Source organism: Luteimonas sp. gir, from assembly GCF_037198055.1.
Classification (GTDB): domain Bacteria; phylum Pseudomonadota; class Gammaproteobacteria; order Xanthomonadales; family Xanthomonadaceae; genus Luteimonas; species Luteimonas citri_A.
This window is the reverse complement of record NZ_JBBAXQ010000005.1, coordinates 88937-106310: the sequence shown is the minus strand read 5'-3', so window position 1 is coordinate 106310 and position 17374 is coordinate 88937. Positions and strand designations below refer to the sequence as shown.

The 17374-nt window shown below is 68.7% G+C and carries 12 protein-coding genes; 3 read left to right on the top strand and 9 right to left on the bottom strand.

The window, feature by feature from the left end; all coding sequences use genetic code 11:
- Nucleotides 1-594 precede the first annotated feature (594 nt).
- The 4 genes from WAF18_RS09120 to WAF18_RS09105 form a co-directional block, all read right to left on the bottom strand.
- Nucleotides 595-990: a SirB2 family protein gene (locus tag WAF18_RS09120; protein ID WP_337244822.1), complete on the bottom strand. Its 396-nt coding sequence runs from the start codon at nucleotides 988-990 to the stop codon at nucleotides 595-597.
- A 94-nt stretch (nucleotides 991-1084) separates the two neighbouring features.
- A complete protein-coding gene (locus WAF18_RS09115; protein ID WP_337244821.1) occupies nucleotides 1085-2308 on the bottom strand; it encodes an NnrS family protein in 1224 nt (407 codons plus the stop codon).
- A 191-nt stretch (nucleotides 2309-2499) separates the two neighbouring features.
- A complete protein-coding gene (locus WAF18_RS09110; RefSeq protein ID WP_337244820.1) occupies nucleotides 2500-2937 on the bottom strand; it encodes an acetyltransferase in 438 nt (145 codons plus the stop codon).
- 325 nt (nucleotides 2938-3262) lie between these two features.
- The gene (locus WAF18_RS09105) at nucleotides 3263-5548 is read right to left on the bottom strand and encodes a nitric-oxide reductase large subunit (RefSeq protein ID WP_337244819.1); all 2286 of its coding nucleotides are present in this window, start codon (nucleotides 5546-5548) and stop codon (nucleotides 3263-3265) included.
- A gap of 313 nt (nucleotides 5549-5861) precedes the next feature.
- Here WAF18_RS09105 and WAF18_RS09100 point away from each other — a divergent pair, with 313 nt between their 5' ends.
- Nucleotides 5862-6305 (top strand): hypothetical protein, encoded by a 444-nt coding sequence (locus WAF18_RS09100; protein ID WP_337244818.1) that lies wholly within the window; start codon nucleotides 5862-5864, stop codon nucleotides 6303-6305.
- Nucleotides 6306-6439: 134 nt separating this feature from the next.
- Here WAF18_RS09100 and WAF18_RS09095 read toward each other — a convergent pair whose 3' ends face one another.
- The 4 genes from WAF18_RS09095 to WAF18_RS09080 form a co-directional block, all read right to left on the bottom strand.
- Nucleotides 6440-7189, bottom strand: coding sequence for a helix-turn-helix domain-containing protein (locus WAF18_RS09095; RefSeq protein WP_183425952.1), 750 nt, complete (start codon nucleotides 7187-7189; stop codon nucleotides 6440-6442).
- A gap of 23 nt (nucleotides 7190-7212) precedes the next feature.
- Entirely contained in the window at nucleotides 7213-8625 is a 1413-nt protein-coding gene (hemN, locus tag WAF18_RS09090) for an oxygen-independent coproporphyrinogen III oxidase (RefSeq protein WP_183425953.1), read from the bottom strand.
- A gap of 121 nt (nucleotides 8626-8746) precedes the next feature.
- Nucleotides 8747-10471: an alpha-amylase family glycosyl hydrolase gene (locus WAF18_RS09085; RefSeq protein ID WP_337244817.1), complete on the bottom strand. Its 1725-nt coding sequence runs from the start codon at nucleotides 10469-10471 to the stop codon at nucleotides 8747-8749.
- Nucleotides 10472-10527: 56 nt separating this feature from the next.
- Nucleotides 10528-12006 (bottom strand): MFS transporter, encoded by a 1479-nt coding sequence (locus WAF18_RS09080; RefSeq protein WP_337244816.1) that lies wholly within the window; start codon nucleotides 12004-12006, stop codon nucleotides 10528-10530.
- A gap of 195 nt (nucleotides 12007-12201) precedes the next feature.
- Here WAF18_RS09080 and WAF18_RS09075 point away from each other — a divergent pair, with 195 nt between their 5' ends.
- Complete coding sequence (locus WAF18_RS09075) at nucleotides 12202-13821, top strand: alpha-glucosidase (protein ID WP_337244815.1); 1620 nt, start codon at nucleotides 12202-12204, stop codon at nucleotides 13819-13821.
- A 4-nt stretch (nucleotides 13822-13825) separates the two neighbouring features.
- Entirely contained in the window at nucleotides 13826-16564 is a 2739-nt protein-coding gene (locus WAF18_RS09070; protein ID WP_337244814.1) for an alpha-1,6-glucosidase domain-containing protein, read from the top strand.
- Nucleotides 16565-16599: 35 nt separating this feature from the next.
- Here WAF18_RS09070 and WAF18_RS09065 read toward each other — a convergent pair whose 3' ends face one another.
- Nucleotides 16600-17370, bottom strand: a complete 771-nt coding sequence (locus tag WAF18_RS09065) for a 2,3-dihydro-2,3-dihydroxybenzoate dehydrogenase (RefSeq protein ID WP_337244813.1) — start codon at nucleotides 17368-17370, stop codon at nucleotides 16600-16602.
- Nucleotides 17371-17374 lie beyond the last annotated feature (4 nt).

The window sequence follows — 17374 nt, the reverse complement described above, 5'->3', positions numbered from 1 at the left end:
GCGCGTGATGGCCTGCCCCCTGCGCGACCCCACGCCAGATGCCGGACGCTGCCGCCTGGCCCCGTGCGTGCTGAGGGACCGCCCACTCAGCCGATACCGGCCTGCTCACGGCCCGACCCCCATCGCCCCGCCCCCCTGCGCATGCCAATCCGACTGGACGCGGTCGATCAGAAGCCAGCGCTCTCAACGCCACCTTTGACGGGGCTGCGCGGCTGTGGATGCTGATGGGTCAGACCGGGGCGCATTGCCCATGTGGTGCCACTGGCACCGACGTCCACTGCACAGAGCGCAGCGGGACAGGACGCCGGTTAAGCGCACCGGCGCTCAGCGCACATGGAGCTGCGGGCGCGTACCACCAACGCACGCGCTGTGCCAACGCTACACGCCAGGTGTGCAGGCGCACTGACCGGTTCGTCAGACGCGCGAGCGGTGTGCGTCAGATGCTGGCGCCGCGTTGCGGCGATCCACCGCGAGGCTCGAACACGCGATGCCCTTGAGGATGAGGCATCGTCGCAAACGCAGTCGGCACTGCGGCACGACGCAGCGCTGGAGGATGAAGGCGAGCGTGCGCGTCTCGCCCGCACCGGCGCTCGCTCAGAGCAGGTAGAAGAGCCCCAGCGGGTGATGCGCACGGGCAATGCAATAGATCTGCCCGAACGTCAGCAACGCGGCGACATAGAACATGACCCGCGCGCGCCGCGACCGCTTGTCGCCGAAGGCCAGAATGCCCAGCACGACATAGACCACGATCAGCACCACCTTGGTCGCCAGCCAGCCGTTGGCATAAAGCGCGCCGGGCAGGATGGTCAGCAGCATCATCGCTGCGGTCAGCAGCGCGGTATCGATCGTATAGCTGACGTAACGCACGACGGCCACCTTCGGCCAGCGCATGCCGGCAAGCAGCGCCGCACCACGCAGCGCGAACAGCGCGCCGCTGGTCAACGCCAGTCCCATGTGCGCATGCTTGATCTGGGGATAGAACTCGATCATCGGAACGGACCCTCGACACGAGGCCGGCCAGCGCGCCACGATCGCAACGCGGCCAGCGATGAAAGCAGCAGCATGCCCGACGGCTCTACGACCGTCATCCGGGCTTGCCGTCGGCGCGCGGCGACAGATAGATGGCGCCGATTCGGGCCACCCACGGGCCGAGCACGACCAGCCAGCCGAGCGCGGACACCGCCAGCCACAGCATCGTGTCTGGCAGCACCTCGGCTGAGATCCGCAGCGCGGCGATGGCCTGGATGCCGACAAATGCCCACCACGCCGTGCCGGTCATGCGCAGCGGGCGCCCGGAATGCCCCTGGGTGACGCGCGTCACCATCGCGACCAGCACGCTACCGAACAGGCCGATGAACAAGGCGTGCGCCGGTGCGCGGCCAAGCAGGAACGTGCCGGTCTGCAGATACAGCAAGCTCTGCGCGGCATGCAGCACGCACGTCACCGGCCACCACAACAGCCCGAAGAACAGGGTGCTCAGCAGCCCCGGCGCGGCGCCGCGCGGCCACCAGCGCCAGAGCGTGTACAGGGCCAGAGCGAGCATCGGCAGATCAACCAGCCACAGCCAGGCGTAGGCATGTACGAGCTCGAGCGCCAGGTGGGCGATCAACAAGCCCCACATCGCGCCGAGCCACCACATCGGCCGCCAGGCGACGTAACCGGGCACGGCATTGCCGGCAAAGAACGGAAACATCCGGTGCGCGACGGTGAGGTACACCGGCGCCAGCAAGCCGAAGGTCCCGAGCTTGATGCTGACAAACACCAGCCATGGCGAGCCGGTCGCAACGAACCCGGCGAAGCACAGCAGCCCCGCCATGCCCAACCACAACGCGGCCAGGCACGACCAGGCATGCCAGGTGCGACCGCGCTCGGCCAGCACCAGCCGTGTCAGCAGCCACAACCCGGCGCCCCAGCCGGCCAGCGTCATGAACAGGCCGACCGTCAACGCGACCTCCAGCCCCAGCGCTGCGCACAGCAGCAACGCCTGACCGCCCATCAGACCGATGCCGACCGGCAGGTACTGCCAGCGCGGCACCTCGCGCAGGCCCATCCAGCGCGGAAACGTGGTCAGCAGGAAACCGAAGAAGAAGCTCGGCAGCACCTGGTACTGCATCACGAACGCGTGCAGCCAGCCTGGATAGGTCGCCGCTTGCGGCATTCCGAAGCCCAGCGACCAGCGTTGGGACACCAGCCAGGCCGCCCACCACAGCATCGCGAGCAGCAGATTGCCCGCACCGATGAAGAACATCAGCCGGTGCGGAGCAGCCGCCAACAGCTGTGGCGAGGGACGGGATGCGGGTGATTTCATGCAGGCATCTTCGGCCATGCGCCACGGCTGCGTCGTTGACGTGGGTCAACCGCGTGTCGGAACTGCAGGGGCTGGCGTCACGCGACCGCGATCCCTACCGGCCACGACCGTGCTTCAAGACCGCGTGCAGCACCCCATGCCGCGGTACGACGCTGCAACAGGGCGATGACGTGGTGAGGCATGACCGCGGCTCAGCCGCCGTGGCGCAGATGGATCAACGGATAGGGCCGCCCCTGCGCGTCGTGCGCCGAGCGGCCGATCTCGACAAAGCCCATCCGCAGATAGAACCCGAGCGCCTGCGCATTCTGTGCATTGACGTCGGTACTCAGCCCGGGATGTCGGGCCAGCGCATGCTGGACCAGCAAACGGCCGACACCGGTACCGCGCGCAGCAGGATCGATGAAGAGTGCGTCCATATGGTGACCATCCAGCAACATGAAACCCACTGGCCGGTCCTGGGCATCGGCGGCGACCAGCAGCGGCGCGTGCGGCAGCATGGCGGCAACCTCGGCGTCGATGGCGCGGCGGTCCTGTGCGCTGAGGAAATCATGGGTGGCGTCGACCGAGCGGCGCCAGAGCTCGACCAGCTCGGCACCCTCCTCGATCCGAGCAGGACGAAGGTGGGGCATATGGAACGTCACGGCCAGGATGGAAACGATAGTGTGCCCGCGGCCTCGCCGCACCGGAACCGTAATGGCGCCTGCACAGTCTGACGAGGCCGAGAGCCGAACGTGGAGGCGGCCGCCATGCAGTGGCCGGGGTCGAGGGCCCGTATGCCGCGGTTGCCCATCCAGGAGTGATGCCCGCCCCGCGCTTGGGCCGCGAGTGCGCTGCCGACCTTCTGGGGCCGACGACACGCAATGCGGCTGGCGGTCCCTGCCGACTGGATCACGCTGGCCCCAAAAAGAACCGGGGCCGCGTGGCGGCCCCGGTCGGTGCAACAGATCAGTGGAATCAGCGCTTGGCGGCGGCGATACCTGCGGCGTTCACAGGCACAGACGCCTGCTTGGGCGCGATCCACAGGCGCAGGACGAACCAGGCCAGTGCCAGCGCGCCCACGCTGAAGAGCGTGTCGGCCGGAACGCGCATCCACACCAGCATCTCCACCAGCGGCTGCTGCATGAACTCCGCCGAGCGTGCGTACCAGTAGCCATGATCGAGCACTGCGTTGAGCTGCAGGATGCCCAGCGGCAGCAGCGTGAACGCCGACATGCCTGCCAGTCCGATGTTGAGCGACCAGAACGAAACGTTCAGCGCGCGCTCGTTCCATTCCACGCCCGGCTTCAGGCCGCGCAGGCAGAACAGCATCAGGCCGATGCCGAGCATGCCGTAGACACCGAACAGTGCGGTGTGGCCATGGTTGGCCGTCAGGTTGAGGCCCTGCATGTAGTACAGCGGCAGCGGCGGGTTGATCAGGAACCCGAACAGGCCCGCACCGACGAGGTTCCAGAACGCCACTGCGATGAAGAACATGATCGGCCACTTGTAGCGCTGCATCCACGGCGTCGAGCGGCCCAGTCGATAGCTCTGGTAGGCCTCGAATCCGACATAGGCCAGCGGCACCACTTCGAGCGCAGAGAAGCTCGCGCCCAACGCGATCACCGAGGTGGGCGTGCCGGCGAAGTACAGATGGTGCAATGTGCCCAGCACGCCGCCAGCCATGAACACAACCGTCGCAAACAGCACCGCGATCGTGGCCGTACGCACCTGCAGCAGGCCCAGGCGGGTGAACAGGAAGGCGATCACCGCCACCGCGAACACCTCGAAGAAGCCTTCCACCCACAGGTGCACGACCCACCAGCGCCAGTATTCGACCATCGACAGGTGCGTGTGCTCGCCCCACATCAGGCCCGCGGCGTAGAACACGCCAATCGCCACGACCGACAGGAACAGCAGGCTGACGATCGAGCGTGATTCGCCGCCGTGGCGGATCGCCGGCCACAGCGCGCGGCCGACCAGCGTCAACCACAGGATCAGGCCGATGAACAGGAACCACTGCCAGAAGCGGCCAAGATCGACGTATTCCCAACCCTGGTGACCGAACCAGAAGTTGTGCGCCAGACCCATCTTCTGCATCACCGCAAACCACTGGCCGGTGAACGAACCGACCACGATCGTGATCAGGCAGATCCACAGCACATTGACGCCCAGACGCTGGAACTTCGGCTCATGGCCCGAGATCGCCGGCGCGATGTACAGCCCCATGCCGAGCCAGGCGGTGGCGATCCACAGCACCGCGAGCTGCGTGTGCCAGGTGCGCGTCAGCGAGTACGGCAGGATGTCGGCCAGCGCGAAACCGTAGGCCTCCTGGCCCTCGACCTGGTAATGCGCGGTCGTTGCGCCGAGCAGGATCTGCACCAGGAACAACGCAATCACGATCCAGAAGTACTTGGCGCTCGCGCGCATCGACGGGGTGATGCGGATCGAGGCCAGCGGATCGGTCCGCGGCAGCTCGGGCACCATCTCGTCGCCATGGTTGACCGCGTAGTGCCAGCCCAGCAGCGCGACACCGGCGATCAAGAACAGCACACTGAAGACCGTCCACAGGAAGGCGCTGGGCGGCGGGGTGTTGCCGACCAGTTCGTCGGCGGGCCAGTTGGCGGTGTAGCTGATCACGTCATCGGGACGCTCGGTCACCGACGACCAGGCCGCCCACCAGAAGAAGCCGGTCATCGCCTTGCGGTGTGCGGCATCGGGCACCGTGTCGTTGCGCATCGCGTAGGCTTCGCGCAGCTCCGCGGTGGCCGGCTCGTTGCCGAACAGGTCGATGTAGTGTGCGCCGACCAGCACCATCGCCTCGGCACGATCGCGCTCGATGGTGATGGTGCCCGCGCTTTCGTCCCAGGTATTGCGGCGCAGCAGCGCCTGCACGCGCTTGGCATAGGCGGCCTGGGTCGGCTCGTCGAGCTGCTTGTAGCTGTCGACGCCATGCTCGCGGCGTGCCCACAGGTCCAGCACGGCTTCGGCTTCGCGGTGCAGCCAGTCCGCGCCCCAGTCGGGGGCGACATAGGCACCATGGCCCCAGATCGAGCCCAACTGCTGTCCGCCGATCGATTGCCACACCTGCCGGCCGGTCTCGATGTCGGCGCGGGTGAACAATACCTCGCCATCGACGGTGACCACCTTGTCGGGCATCGGCGGCGCTTTGCGGTGGACCTCGCTGCCCACCCATAACAGCACCGCGAAGGATGCGAGCAACAGGGCGGTCAGCCCTATCCATAACTTGCGTGTCGAACTCATGGCACTGGTCTCTTTCGGGGTCCGCGGCATCGTCGGCCAGCCCCGCCCGGGCAACCTTGACCTGTGTCAAGCACGCGTGAAATGCGCCTGATGGCGTGCTGGAAGTGCGCGCCGCGACACACGACACGCCGCGGCGATCGCACTGCAGATATTCCCCAAAGACGCAGACAGCGACCGGGTTGATCCATGTCATTGGCCCAGCGCTCCGCCTTGTCGATGATACAACTGCACTCGCGCCGTGCACGCGCGGGTGCTCCCCCTCCCCGACGTCGACCAATCCGGCCTGCGCGTCGCGATCGAATGCGAGCCCAGCATGCGCCACTACGCCCTGCTCCACGTGCTGCACCTGCTTGCGGCCTTCGTCTTCGTCGGCACCGTGTTCTTCGAAGTGCTGATTCTCGAAGGCGTGCGTCGTCATATCCCGCGCACCGTCATGCACCAGATCGAAGTCGCGATCGGCGCGCGCGCCCGTCGGTTGATGCCGTGGGTGTTGCTGGCGCTCTACGGCAGCGGGCTGGGCATGGCCTGGCGCTACCGCGCACTGCTCGCCGAGCCGCTGTCCAGCAGCTTCGGCACGTTGTTGACGCTCAAGATCGCGCTCGCGCTGGGTGTGTTCGGACACTTCCTGTTCGCGATGCGTCTGCGCAAGCGCGGCCACCTGGTGGCGTCCACCTTCAAACGTCTGCACCTGAGCGTGTTCGCGCACATGGTCGGCATCGTGCTGCTCGCCAAGCTGATGTTCCACCTGAGCTGGTGAATCGCCGGCAGCGTGTCTGCGTGTCTACGGCAACTTCGACGGCGCGCACGCAACCGACGGGCCGACTGCAGAACTTCGCCTACCGTAGTGCACTTCGGCGGCCTTGGCCCTGCGGATGCGGCGGGTCGTAGCAGTCAGTCGCGCAGCACGTGGTGGGCCAGCGTCTCCAGCTCCACCGGCTGCAGGATCTCCAGGTCGCGGCGGTCCACGCGCAGCACGCCGTCGTCCTGCATCCGCCGCAGCACCCGGCTGACCGTCTCCGGCGCCAGGCGCAGGTAGTTGGCGATATCGGTGCGCGGCATCATCAGCCGCAGCCGCGTGGCCGAGAAGCCGCGCGCGGCGAAACGGCGCGAGAGCGTGACCAGGAACGCGGCCAGCCGTTCCTCGGCGCTGAAGTTGCCGGTCAGCAGCGAAGCCTTGCCGATGTCCTGACTGAGCAGACTGAACAGATGCTTCTGCAGGCCCGGCATGCGCCCGGCCAGCGTGGCCATCATCGGGAACGAGAACCGGCACAGCATCACGGTGTCCAACGCGACCGCGTTGCAGGGGTAGCGCGCGCTGTGGATCGCGTTCAGGCCGATCACCTCGCCCGGCAGGAAGAAGCCCAGCACCTGCTCGCGGCCATTGCCATCGATGACGTAGGTCTTGATGGTACCGGCGCGGACCGCGGCGATCGCGTTGAACGGCGCGCCTTCCCGGAAGACGTAGTCGCCCTCACGGAATGGGCCGACGTGCTCGACCAGCACATGCAGGTCGCGCAGATCGGTCTTGTCGTAGCCCTCGGCCAGACACGCCGAGGAGAACGCACAGGTGCTGCAGAAGCGGACCTCGTCGCCGTCGTCGGCAATCGGGCTGGGCCGCGGTCGCGGCTCAAGGCCGGCCATGGGCGAACTCCGGACGCGCGGCGTCAGATCGTGCGGGAATAGCGAGGCTGCTCACTCGGCTTCTGCAGGTACCGGTCGAAACACATCGCGATGATACGCAGCAACGGCCGCCCGCGCGACGTCGCCCGGATCCTGGTGGGGGTGCACTCGACCAGGGCATCGGCCTGCAGCGGCGCCAGCGCCGCCAGCTCGCCGGCGAAATAGGCCGCGAAGTCGAGGTCGTAGGCACGCTCGATCGCCCCGATGTCGATCTCACCCTGGCACATCAGCCGCTGGATCAGGTCGGCGCGCAGCACGTCGTCGTGGCCGAGCACCAGGCCGCGCCAGATCGGCAGCGTGCCGGCGTCGATCGCCGCTTCCCACTCGGTCAGGCCGCGGTGGTTCTGCGAGAAGCTGTCGCCGACATGGCTGATCGCGCTCACGCCCAGGCCCACCAGATCGGTCTGCGCGTGCGTAGTGTAGCCCATGAAGTTGCGGTGCAGCCCGCCCTCGCGCTGGGCCCGCGCCAGTTCGTCGTCGGGCAGCGCGAAGTGGTCCATGCCGACGTAGCGGTAGCCGGCCGCCGCCAGCTTTTCGACCGCCAGGCCCAGCAGCGCGAGCTTCTCCTCGGGCGCCGGCAGCGTGGCGGCATCGATCTGGCGCTGCGGCCGGAACACGTCCGGCAGGTGCGCATAGCCATAGATCGCCAGCCGGTCGGGGCGCGCCTGCATCACGGTGTCGAGCGTGCGGCCGAAGCCTTCGAGCGTCTGCTTGGGCAGGCCGTAGATCAGATCGACGTTGAGCGAGCGCATGCCGTAGCGACGGCTGGCCTCGATGATCTCCAGCGTCTGCTCGACGCTCTGGATGCGGTTGACCGCGGCCTGCACGACCGGGTCGAAATCCTGCACGCCGAGACTGGCCCGGTTGAAGCCGATCTCGGCCAGGCGGCCGATGTCGTCGGGGGTGACGAAGCGCGGGTCGAGTTCGATCGAGAAATCCCGCGCCGGGTCCTGGCTGAAGCGGAAGTGCGCGCCGAGGCTTTCGACCAGCTCGGCGATCTGGCCGGGGCCGAGGAAGTTCGGCGTGCCGCCGCCCAGGTGCAGTTGCACCACCTCGCGATCGGCATCGAACAGCGGCGCGACCATCGCGATCTCGCGATGCAGGCGGTCCAGGTACACCTGCCCGCGCGCCTCATCGCGGGTGATGATGCGGTTGCAGCCGCAGTAGAAGCAGGGGCTGCGGCAGAACGGCACGTGTACGTACAGCGACAGCTGGCGCGGGATCGGGTCGTCATTGCCGCGCCGCGCGAGTTCCTGCAAGTCGACCTCGCCGAAGCCGGGCAGGAACTGCGGCGCGGTCGGGTACGAGGTGTAACGGGGCCCGGGCCGGTCGTAGCGACGCAGCAGGTCCGGATCGAAGGGCCAGTCCTGCGGAAAGGCGGAAGCGATGGTGTCCATGCGGGCAGTATCCGCGACAGTGTGTCGCCCCCGCCTTGACTGAAGTCAATCCGATCAACCGGATACGCCCATTCAGTCTGAACAAGCAGCAGACGCGCATGCGGCGCGCCGGGCGCCCCGATCAGCGCGGGCCGCCGAGCCGGCCGTCCATCGCCTGCCGAAGGCGGGCGCGCAGGTCGGCGCGGCGAGGCACCGCGTCGAGCACGAAGACCCGCAGCCCGTGCGCGGGCACGGTGGCCTGTAGCCGGTCGGTCACCGCACGCGTGCCACCGTCGAGCGCGTCGCGCCAGGTGCCCGGCTCGAGCCAGCGGGTCACTTCGGCCTGCCACGGCGCCTCGCCCTTGTTGAGCAACACCAGCGCAATCTGCGCACGGCCCTCGACATCGAGTACGCGATAGAACGCCGCGCGGTCGCCCTCGAGTTCAAGCTGCAGTTGCAACCCGCGCTGCAGTGCCGGGGTCGTGCGGCGCAGGTTCGCCACCCGGGTCAGTGCGGCATGGATCGGATGCGCGGGGGCGGCATCGACGCGCGCCTGGCCGAAGTAGGCACGGTTGCCGGCATGCTCGGCACGGCCGCGCATGAAGCCGGTCTCCGAACCGTAGTAGATCACCGGGATCCCGCGCGCCGTGAACAGCCAGTTGTGCGCATCGATGAAGCCGGCATCGCTGGCGTCCATGCGCGGCATGTCGTGGTTGTCGTAGAACGTCGTCAGCTCGTAGGGGTTCGCGTACGGCCCGCCTTCCAGATGCAACGACGGCGCCAGGCGCTCGAAGCCGGCGCCCTGGGCGAAGACCTCGTCCATCGCCTGCTTCATCGGAAAGTCGAGCACGCTGATGCCGCCATTGCCGGGCCAGGTGTGCTCGGCGATCCGATTGGCGTCGAACTCGAACGCCTCGCCGAACATGAAGAAGCCCGGATGCCGGGTGCGGATGCGCTCGGCGAACTCGCGCCAGAACGCATGCGGCATCCAGGCGATGGTGTCGACCCGGAAGGCATCCGCGCCCTGGTCGATCCACTGCAGGTAGGCGCCGGCGAGATACGCCATGACCGCAGGGTTCGCGGCATCGAAATCGCTGAGCTGGGCGAGGTTGCCATCGAAGATCGAACCGGTCTTGGCATCGACCGGGCCGACGTTGCTGTAGAACGCGTGCAGCGGGTTGCCCGCCGGGTCGAGCTGCTGCGGCGGCAGGTTCTGGTGGTCGGCGACCAGCCTGCCCTGCGCGTCGAAGATCTGGCCGAAGCCGGGCTGCGCGGTGGGCATCGTCCACGATGGCGAGCCGTGGTTGCCGACGATGTCGAGCACGGTCTTCAGGCCCGCGGCGCGCATGCCGTCGGTGAAGCCGCGGAAGTCGAGATCGGCGCTGGGCAGGTGCTCATCGAGCCTGTAGAAGTTCGTCCCCCAGTAGCCGTGGTAGCCGGTCTTGCCGCGGTCGCTGAGTGTGCTGTTGCACGAGATCGGGTCGCCGCCGGTGAAGGCTTCGTCGGGATTGTCGACGATCGGCGTGATCCACACCGCGCCAAAGCCCATGTCACGGATGTAGCCGGCGTTGTCGAGCACGCCGCGGAAGTCGCCGCCGAGGTAGCCGATGTTGCCATCGATGCCGTCCGGGCAGCGGACCGGAATGTCGAAGGTGCGATGCGCCCCGCCCTGCTCGCGATGGTCGTTGGCGGGATCGCCGTTGACGAAGCGATCGGTGACGACGAAGTACACGGCGTGCTCGGCGAATGGCTCGAGCGTGCCGTACAGGTCCGTCGTGTCGAGTGCGTCCGGCGCATTGCGGGTCGCGACATGGCTGCAGCCGGCGCACAGCAGCGCGGCGAGCAGGAGGGGGGACGTTCGCGGCATCGCGCGGCTCCTGACGGGGGAACGGGAGGAAAGATGGCCAGGTCGGACTGCGCGCCTCATGCGCTGCGCGGGCGTGAGACCCGCAGCACGCAAAGCCCTGCGATCGCCAGACTGGCGCCGCCGAGCATCAGCACGCGCATCGGCTCGCCGTCGAACACACGCCCGAGCAGGAAACCCAGCGTGCTGACCGCAACCAGCTGCGGAATCACGATGAAGAAATTGAAGATGCCCATGTACACGCCCATCTTCTCGGCCGGCAGGCTGTCGGACAGCAGCGCATAGGGCAGCGACAGGATCGAGGCCCAGGCAAAACCGACACCGACCATCGAGCCGAGCAGCCAGCGCGGGTCGTCGACGAATGCAATCGACAGCAAGCCCAGCGCGCCGAGCATCAGATTGACCAGATGCGCGCCGCGCAGTCCCAGACGACGTGCCAGCCACGGGATCACGATCGCGGCCAGCGCGGCAAAGCCGTTATAGGCGGCGAACAGCACGCCGACCCAGTTGGCGCCGTCGTTGTAGGCCGCCGACTGCGGATCGCTGCTGCCGTAGTGGGTCTGTGCGACGGCCGCGGTGGTGTAGATCCACATCGCGAACAGGCCGAACCACGAGAAGAATTGCACGACCGCCAACTGGCGCATCGTCGTGGGCATCGCATGCAGGTCGGCGGCGATCGTGGCCAGCATCCGCTGCGGCGCGAGCCGCCTGGCGACCAGCCGCAGTAGGCCGTAGCCCAGCGGCAGGCCCGCCAGCACGTAGAGCATGCGGTCCAGGTCGAGCGCGGCCACCGCGACGAGGCCGGCCACGCCGACCAGCAACCAGGCCAGCCCACCACCGGCCGGCGGCACCGGCGCGTCGGCGGCCGGCAGCGCGCCTTCGGGCGTCGCATCGTCGAATGTGCGCAGCACCTCGGGCGGGTATTCGCGCGTGCGCACCACCGTCCACAGCACGGCCAGCAGCAGCACCGCGCCACCGAACCAGAACGCATAGCGCACCGTGTCGGGCACCTCACCGGGCCCGGCGGTGTTGGCGACGCCCACCTTGGCGAGCACGAACGGCAGCGCACTGGCGACCACCGAGCCAACGCCGATGAAGAAGCTCTGCATCGCATAGCCGGTCGGGCGCTGCCTGGGCGCCAACTGGTCGCCCACGAAGGCGCGGAACGGTTCCATCGACACATTCAGTGACGCATCGAGCACCCACAGCGTGCCGGCGGCGATCCACAACTCGGGCGAGGTCGGCATCACCACCAAGGCTGCGGTCGAGAACAGCGCGCCCCACAGGAAATACGGGCGGCGGCGGCCCAGCCGCGTCCAGGTGCGGTCGGAGAAGTAGCCGATCACCGGCTGCACCAGCAGGCCGGTCAGCGGGGCGGCGATCCACAGGCCGGGGACCTGTTCCATGTCGGCGCCGAGCGTCTGGAAAATGCGGCTGACGTTGGCGTTCTGCAGGGCGAATCCGAACTGGATGCCCAGAAAGCCGAAACACATGTTCCAGATCTGCCAGAACGACAGTGACGGTTTGCGGTTGCCCATCGCTGCGAGGCCCCTCCCAAGGTCCGCTGCGCCGACGCAGGTTGCGCCGGCCAGGCCATGGTAGCGAGCGCGCTCATGGCGGCGACGACCTGCATACGTATTCATGCCACAGGTCCGGGACGTGTGCTTTCGCAGCCGGCGCGGCATCGTCTACCGTCCCACCGCGCCGCAGAAGGCGACCGAAGGCAGAGAGCGATGAGCGACAACAGGTGGTGGCGGGGCGCGGTGATCTACCAGATCTACCCGCGCAGCTTCATGGACAGCGACGGCGACGGCGTGGGCGACCTGCCCGGCATCATCGACCGGCTGGCGCATGTCGCCAGCCTGGGGGTGGATGCGATCTGGATCTCGCCGTTCTTCCGCTCGCCGATGGCCGACTACGGTTACGACATCGCCGACCAGTGCGACGTCGACCCGATGTTCGGCACCCTGGCCGACTTCGATGCATTGCTGGCCAAGGCACACGCGCTGGGCCTGAAGGTGATGATCGATCAGGTCTTCAGCCACACCTCCGACGCGCATGCCTGGTTCGAGGAGAGCCGGCAATCGCGCGACAACCCCAAGGCCGACTGGTACGTCTGGGCCGATGCCAAACCCGATGGCACGCCGCCCAACAACTGGCTGTCGATCTTCGGCGGCCCGGCCTGGCGCTGGGATCCGCGGCGCTGCCAGTACTACCTGCACAACTTCCTGTCGAGCCAGCCCGACCTGAACTTCCACAATCCGGATGTGCAGCAGGCCACGCTGGATTACGTCAAGTTCTGGCTCGACCGCGGCGTCGACGGCTTCCGGCTGGACTCGATCAACTTCTGCTTCCACGACGCGCAGCTGCGCGACAACCCGCCCAAGCCCGAGGCGCTGCGCGTGGGCCGCGGCTTCGCGCCCGACAATCCGTACGCCTTCCAGTACCACTGGTACAACAACACCCAGCCGGAGAACATCGGCTTCCTCGAGCGGCTGCGTGCGCTGATGGACGAGTACGGGGATGTCGCCGCGCTGGGCGAGATCTCGGCCGAGGATTCGCTGGCGACCACCGCCGAGTACACCAGCCCCGGCCGCCTGCACATGGGCTACAGCTTCGAGCTGCTGGTCGACGACTTCAGCGCCGGCTACATCCGCGACACCGTCGAACGCCTGGAAGCGGCGATGACCGACGGCTGGCCGTGCTGGGCGATCTCCAACCACGACGTGCAGCGCGCGGTCACGCGCTGGGGCGGCGCACAGCCCAGCGACGACTTCGCCCGGCAGTTGGTCGGCCTGGTCTGCGCACTGCGCGGTTCGGTCTGCCTGTACCAGGGCGAGGAACTGGGCCTGCCCGAGGCGGAAGTACCGTTCGAGCAGTTGCGCGACCCCTACGGCATCGCGTTCTGGCCGAACTTCAAGGGCCGCGACGGCTGCCGCACGCCGATGCCGTGGACCGCCGACGCCGGCGCCGGCTTCACCAGCGGACAGCCATGGCTGCCGATCCCCGATGCGCATCGCGCGCGCAGCGTCGAGGCGCAGTCGCGCGACGACGGCTCGGTGCTTGCCGGCGTCCGCCGTTTCCTGCACTGGCGCCGCGCCCAGCCGGCACTGGTGACCGGCACGCAGCGCTTCGTCGATGCGCCCCAGCCGGTGCTGGCCTTCGTGCGCGGCGACAGCGACGACCGTGTACTGGCGGTCTTCAATCTGTCGGGACAGGCGCTCGACTGGACGCTGCCGGCGGAGTTCGCGCGCCTGCGCGTGCTCGACGGCCACGGCCTGTTGGCCGGCGTCCTCGATGGTGACCGCGTCCGCCTGCCGCCACACGCGGCGCTGTTCGCTGCGGTGGACTGACGCGGTGCGCCTGTCGCGCAGCGCGCTGTCCGGAGCGCTTGCCGCCGGTCTGCTGGCCTGCGGCGGCGCCCTCGCCGCTCCGGGCGCACTGGCCGACTGCGACGCGCCTGGCTTCGCGCGCACGCTGCACCCCGTCCAGGCCGGCGCGCTGCCCGATCACGCACGCGCCCACTGGCTCGACCGCCATCTGCTGCGCTGGCCCGGGGCCGAGACTGCACCCAATACGCGCTTCCGGCTGTATCACGCCGCCGACGCCACACTGGCCGTACGGCCGGGCGCGACGGTCCAGGGCCACGATGGCGCACTCGATCTCCATGTTCGCGCGGCCCCGGTGCCTGCGGCACTGGCCGAGCGCTTCGGCTTCGTCGGCGAGGGCGCCACGCTGGAAACCGACGCGGACGACGCCACACTGTCGACGCTGCATCGCGGCCAGTTACTGCTGGTGCACGAAGACGCACATGGCCGCGTACTCGACGCGACCGCCCTCCAACACGCCGGCGCTCTCGACGACCTTTATGCTGCCGCGACTACGCTGTCCGACCTCGGTGCATTGCCCCGCCCCGCCGAGACCACGTTCCGACTGTGGGCGCCCACAGCGCAGTCGGTCGCACTGTGCCTCTACGACGATGCCGACACACCAGCCGCCGCGGTTCGCACGCTCGAGCGCGACGCCACGACCGGCAGTTGGGCCACGGTGGTCCCTGGCGACCTGTCGGGCCACGCCTACCTGTGGCTGGTCGACGTGTTCGTACCGGGCACCGGTGTCGTCCGCAACCGCGTCACCGATCCTTACTCGGTCGCACTGACGGCCGACTCGCGGCGCAGCGTCGTGTTCGACCTCGACACGCCCGCGCTCAAGCCCGAGGGCTGGGACGCGCACGCCGCGCCCTCGCTCCGCGCCGCGACCGACCAGGTGGTCTACGAGTTGCACGTGCGCGACTTCTCACGCGACGACGTCAGCGTGCCGCCAGCCCAACGCGGCCGCTATGCCGCCTTCGCACAGGCCGACTCGCACGGCGTGCGCCATCTGCGCAGGCTGCGCGCGGCCGGCGTGACCGATGTGCATCTGCTGCCGGTGTTCGATCTGGCCACGGTACCGGAGGTCGGCTGCGTCACGCCCAAAGTGCCCGATGCAGCACCCGACAGCACTGCGCAGCAGGCCGCGGTGATGGCGGTGGCCGCGCAGGACTGCTTCAACTGGGGCTACGACCCGCTGCACTTCAATGCGCCCGAAGGCAGTTTCGCCAGCGATGCGACCGACCCGGCCGCGCGCATCGTCGAGTTCCGGCAGATGGTGCAGGCGCTGCACGCGCTCGATCTGCGCGTGGGCATGGACGTGGTCTACAACCACACCAGCGCCTGGGGCCAGGCCCCACACTCGGTGCTCGACCGCATCGTGCCCGGCTATTACCACCGTTACGACGCCGACGGCCGCGTGGCGCAGTCGACCTGCTGCGCCAACACCGCGACCGAGCACGCGATGATGGCCAAGCTCATGCTCGATTCGGCCGAGCTGTGGGTGCGCCACTACCGCATCGATTCGTTCCGCTTCGACCTGATGGGCCACCAGCCGCGTGCGGCGATGCGCGCGCTGCAGGCGCGCGTGGACGCGGCGGCCGGGCGTCCGGTGCAGTTGCTGGGCGAAGGCTGGAACTTCGGCGAGGTCGCCGACGGCGCGCGCTTCGTGCAGGCCTCGCAGCAATCGCTGGGCGGCACCGGCATCGGCAGCTTCAGCGACCGGGCGCGCGACGCGGTGCGCGGCGGCGGACCGTCGGACAGCGGTGCGGCATTGCACGCCCACCGCGGCTGGATCCACGGCCACGCCGACGCGGCGTTGCTGCGGCGCCAGGCCGAACTGGTCCGTGTCGGCCTGGCCGGCACGTTGCGCGACTACCGGCTGCCCGACGGCCGCACGCTCGCGCAGGTCGACTATGCCGGACAGCCGGCCGGCTTTGCGACCCAACCGACCGAGGTCGTGAACTACGTCGAGAACCACGACAACCAGACGTTGTTCGACATCAACGTGTTCCGCCTGCCGGCCGATGCCGACGTCGAGGCGCGCGTGCACGCGCAGGTACTGGCCATCGCCACCACCGCTTTCAGCCAAGGCATCGCCTACCTGCACGCCGGCGTCGAACTGCTGCGCTCCAAGTCGCTGGACCGCAATAGCTTCGACTCGGGCGACTGGTTCAACCGCATCGACTGGACCGGCGCGGTCCACGGCTTCGGCACCGGCTTGCCGCCGGCCCCCGACAACGGCGCCAACTGGCCGCTGATGCGCCCGTTGCTGGCCGATGCGACGCGCATCCGCCCGGGCCAAGGCGATGTGTTGCGCACGCGCGACATGAGCCTGGACCTGCTGCGCATCCGCGCCAGCACGCCGCTGTTCCGCCTGCCCGATGCCGCGCAGGTCCAGGCCCGCCTGCGTTTCCCCGGCGCCGATGCCGACCCCGAGCTCGTCGCCGGTCACCTGGACGGCCGCGGTCTGGCCGATGCCGGCTTTGCCGAGGTGCTCTACGCGATCAACGTCGCCAGTGAGGCGCGCACGCTCGATGCGCCCGAGCTTGCCGGGCGTGCGTGGACCCTGCATCCGGTGCACCGTGCGCCCGAGGCGGCCGATCCGCGCCCGCGCGAATCGGCCAGGATCGACGCCACGCGCGGCCGCTTCACCGTGCCGCCGCGCACGGCGCTCGTCTTCGTCGTGCCAACGGACGCGTCCGGGTCGTCCACGACCGGAGGGTAACGCCGCGCCGCGCGCGAGGGCGCGGCGCGATCGACTCAGGCGCGCAGCGTCGCGCCGCCGTCGACGTACAGGTCCTGCATCGCGATGTGGCCGGCCTGCTCGGACAACAGGAACATTGCGGCGTGCGCGATGTCGACCGGCTCGGCGAGCTTGCCGAGCGGGATGCCGCTCTTGAACGTCTCCAGACTACCGGCGATGACCCTGGCCTCGCCATGGGCATCGGCCCACATCCCGGTCTGCATCGGCGTGCGCGTGGACCCCGGTGCGACGAGGTTGCAGCGGATGCCCAGCGGCGCGAGCTCCAGCCCCAGACAGCGCACGAACATCGTCGCCGCGGCCTTCGACGCGGCATAGGCCGACATCGCATGGCGCGGGATGCCTGCGGCGTTGGACCCGACGACGACCAGCGCACCGCGGCGGCGTGGCGCCATGACCCGGGCAAGCGCGCGACCGACGTGGAACACGCCGTCGACATTGACCGCGAACGTGCGCCGCCACTCCGCATCGCTGGTCTCCAGCACCGGGGTCGTCGACAGCACGCCGGCAACATGCGCGGCGAGGTCGATCGGCCCGACATCGGCCTCCACCTGCGCGATGAGCGCATCGACCGCCGCCGCATCGGTTACATCGAGCGCGAACGCATGGGCCGGTGCGACGCCGCTCGCCTCGGCGAGTTCGGGCGCGCGCAGGTCGGTCGCGATCACCGTCGCGCCGCTGGCCCGCAGCAGGTCCACGACCGCCGCGCCGATGCCGCCGGCCGCGCCGGTGACCAGCGCGATCCGGCCTTCGAATCCTGTGAGTTGCATGAGG

Coding starts and splice junctions, on each gene's coding strand:
- WAF18_RS09120 (WP_337244822.1), bottom strand. CDS start 990: ATGATCGAGTTCTATCCCCAGATCAAGCATGCGCACATGGGACTGGCG.
- WAF18_RS09115 (WP_337244821.1), bottom strand. CDS start 2,308: ATGAAATCACCCGCATCCCGTCCCTCGCCACAGCTGTTGGCGGCTGCT.
- WAF18_RS09110 (WP_337244820.1), bottom strand. CDS start 2,937: ATGCCCCACCTTCGTCCTGCTCGGATCGAGGAGGGTGCCGAGCTGGTC.
- WAF18_RS09105 (WP_337244819.1), bottom strand. CDS start 5,548: ATGAGTTCGACACGCAAGTTATGGATAGGGCTGACCGCCCTGTTGCTC.
- WAF18_RS09100 (WP_337244818.1), top strand. CDS start 5,862: ATGCGCCACTACGCCCTGCTCCACGTGCTGCACCTGCTTGCGGCCTTC.
- WAF18_RS09095 (WP_183425952.1), bottom strand. CDS start 7,189: ATGGCCGGCCTTGAGCCGCGACCGCGGCCCAGCCCGATTGCCGACGAC.
- hemN (WP_183425953.1), bottom strand. CDS start 8,625: ATGGACACCATCGCTTCCGCCTTTCCGCAGGACTGGCCCTTCGATCCG.
- WAF18_RS09085 (WP_337244817.1), bottom strand. CDS start 10,471: ATGCCGCGAACGTCCCCCCTCCTGCTCGCCGCGCTGCTGTGCGCCGGC.
- WAF18_RS09080 (WP_337244816.1), bottom strand. CDS start 12,006: ATGGGCAACCGCAAACCGTCACTGTCGTTCTGGCAGATCTGGAACATG.
- WAF18_RS09075 (WP_337244815.1), top strand. CDS start 12,202: ATGAGCGACAACAGGTGGTGGCGGGGCGCGGTGATCTACCAGATCTAC.
- WAF18_RS09065 (WP_337244813.1), bottom strand. CDS start 17,370: ATGCAACTCACAGGATTCGAAGGCCGGATCGCGCTGGTCACCGGCGCG.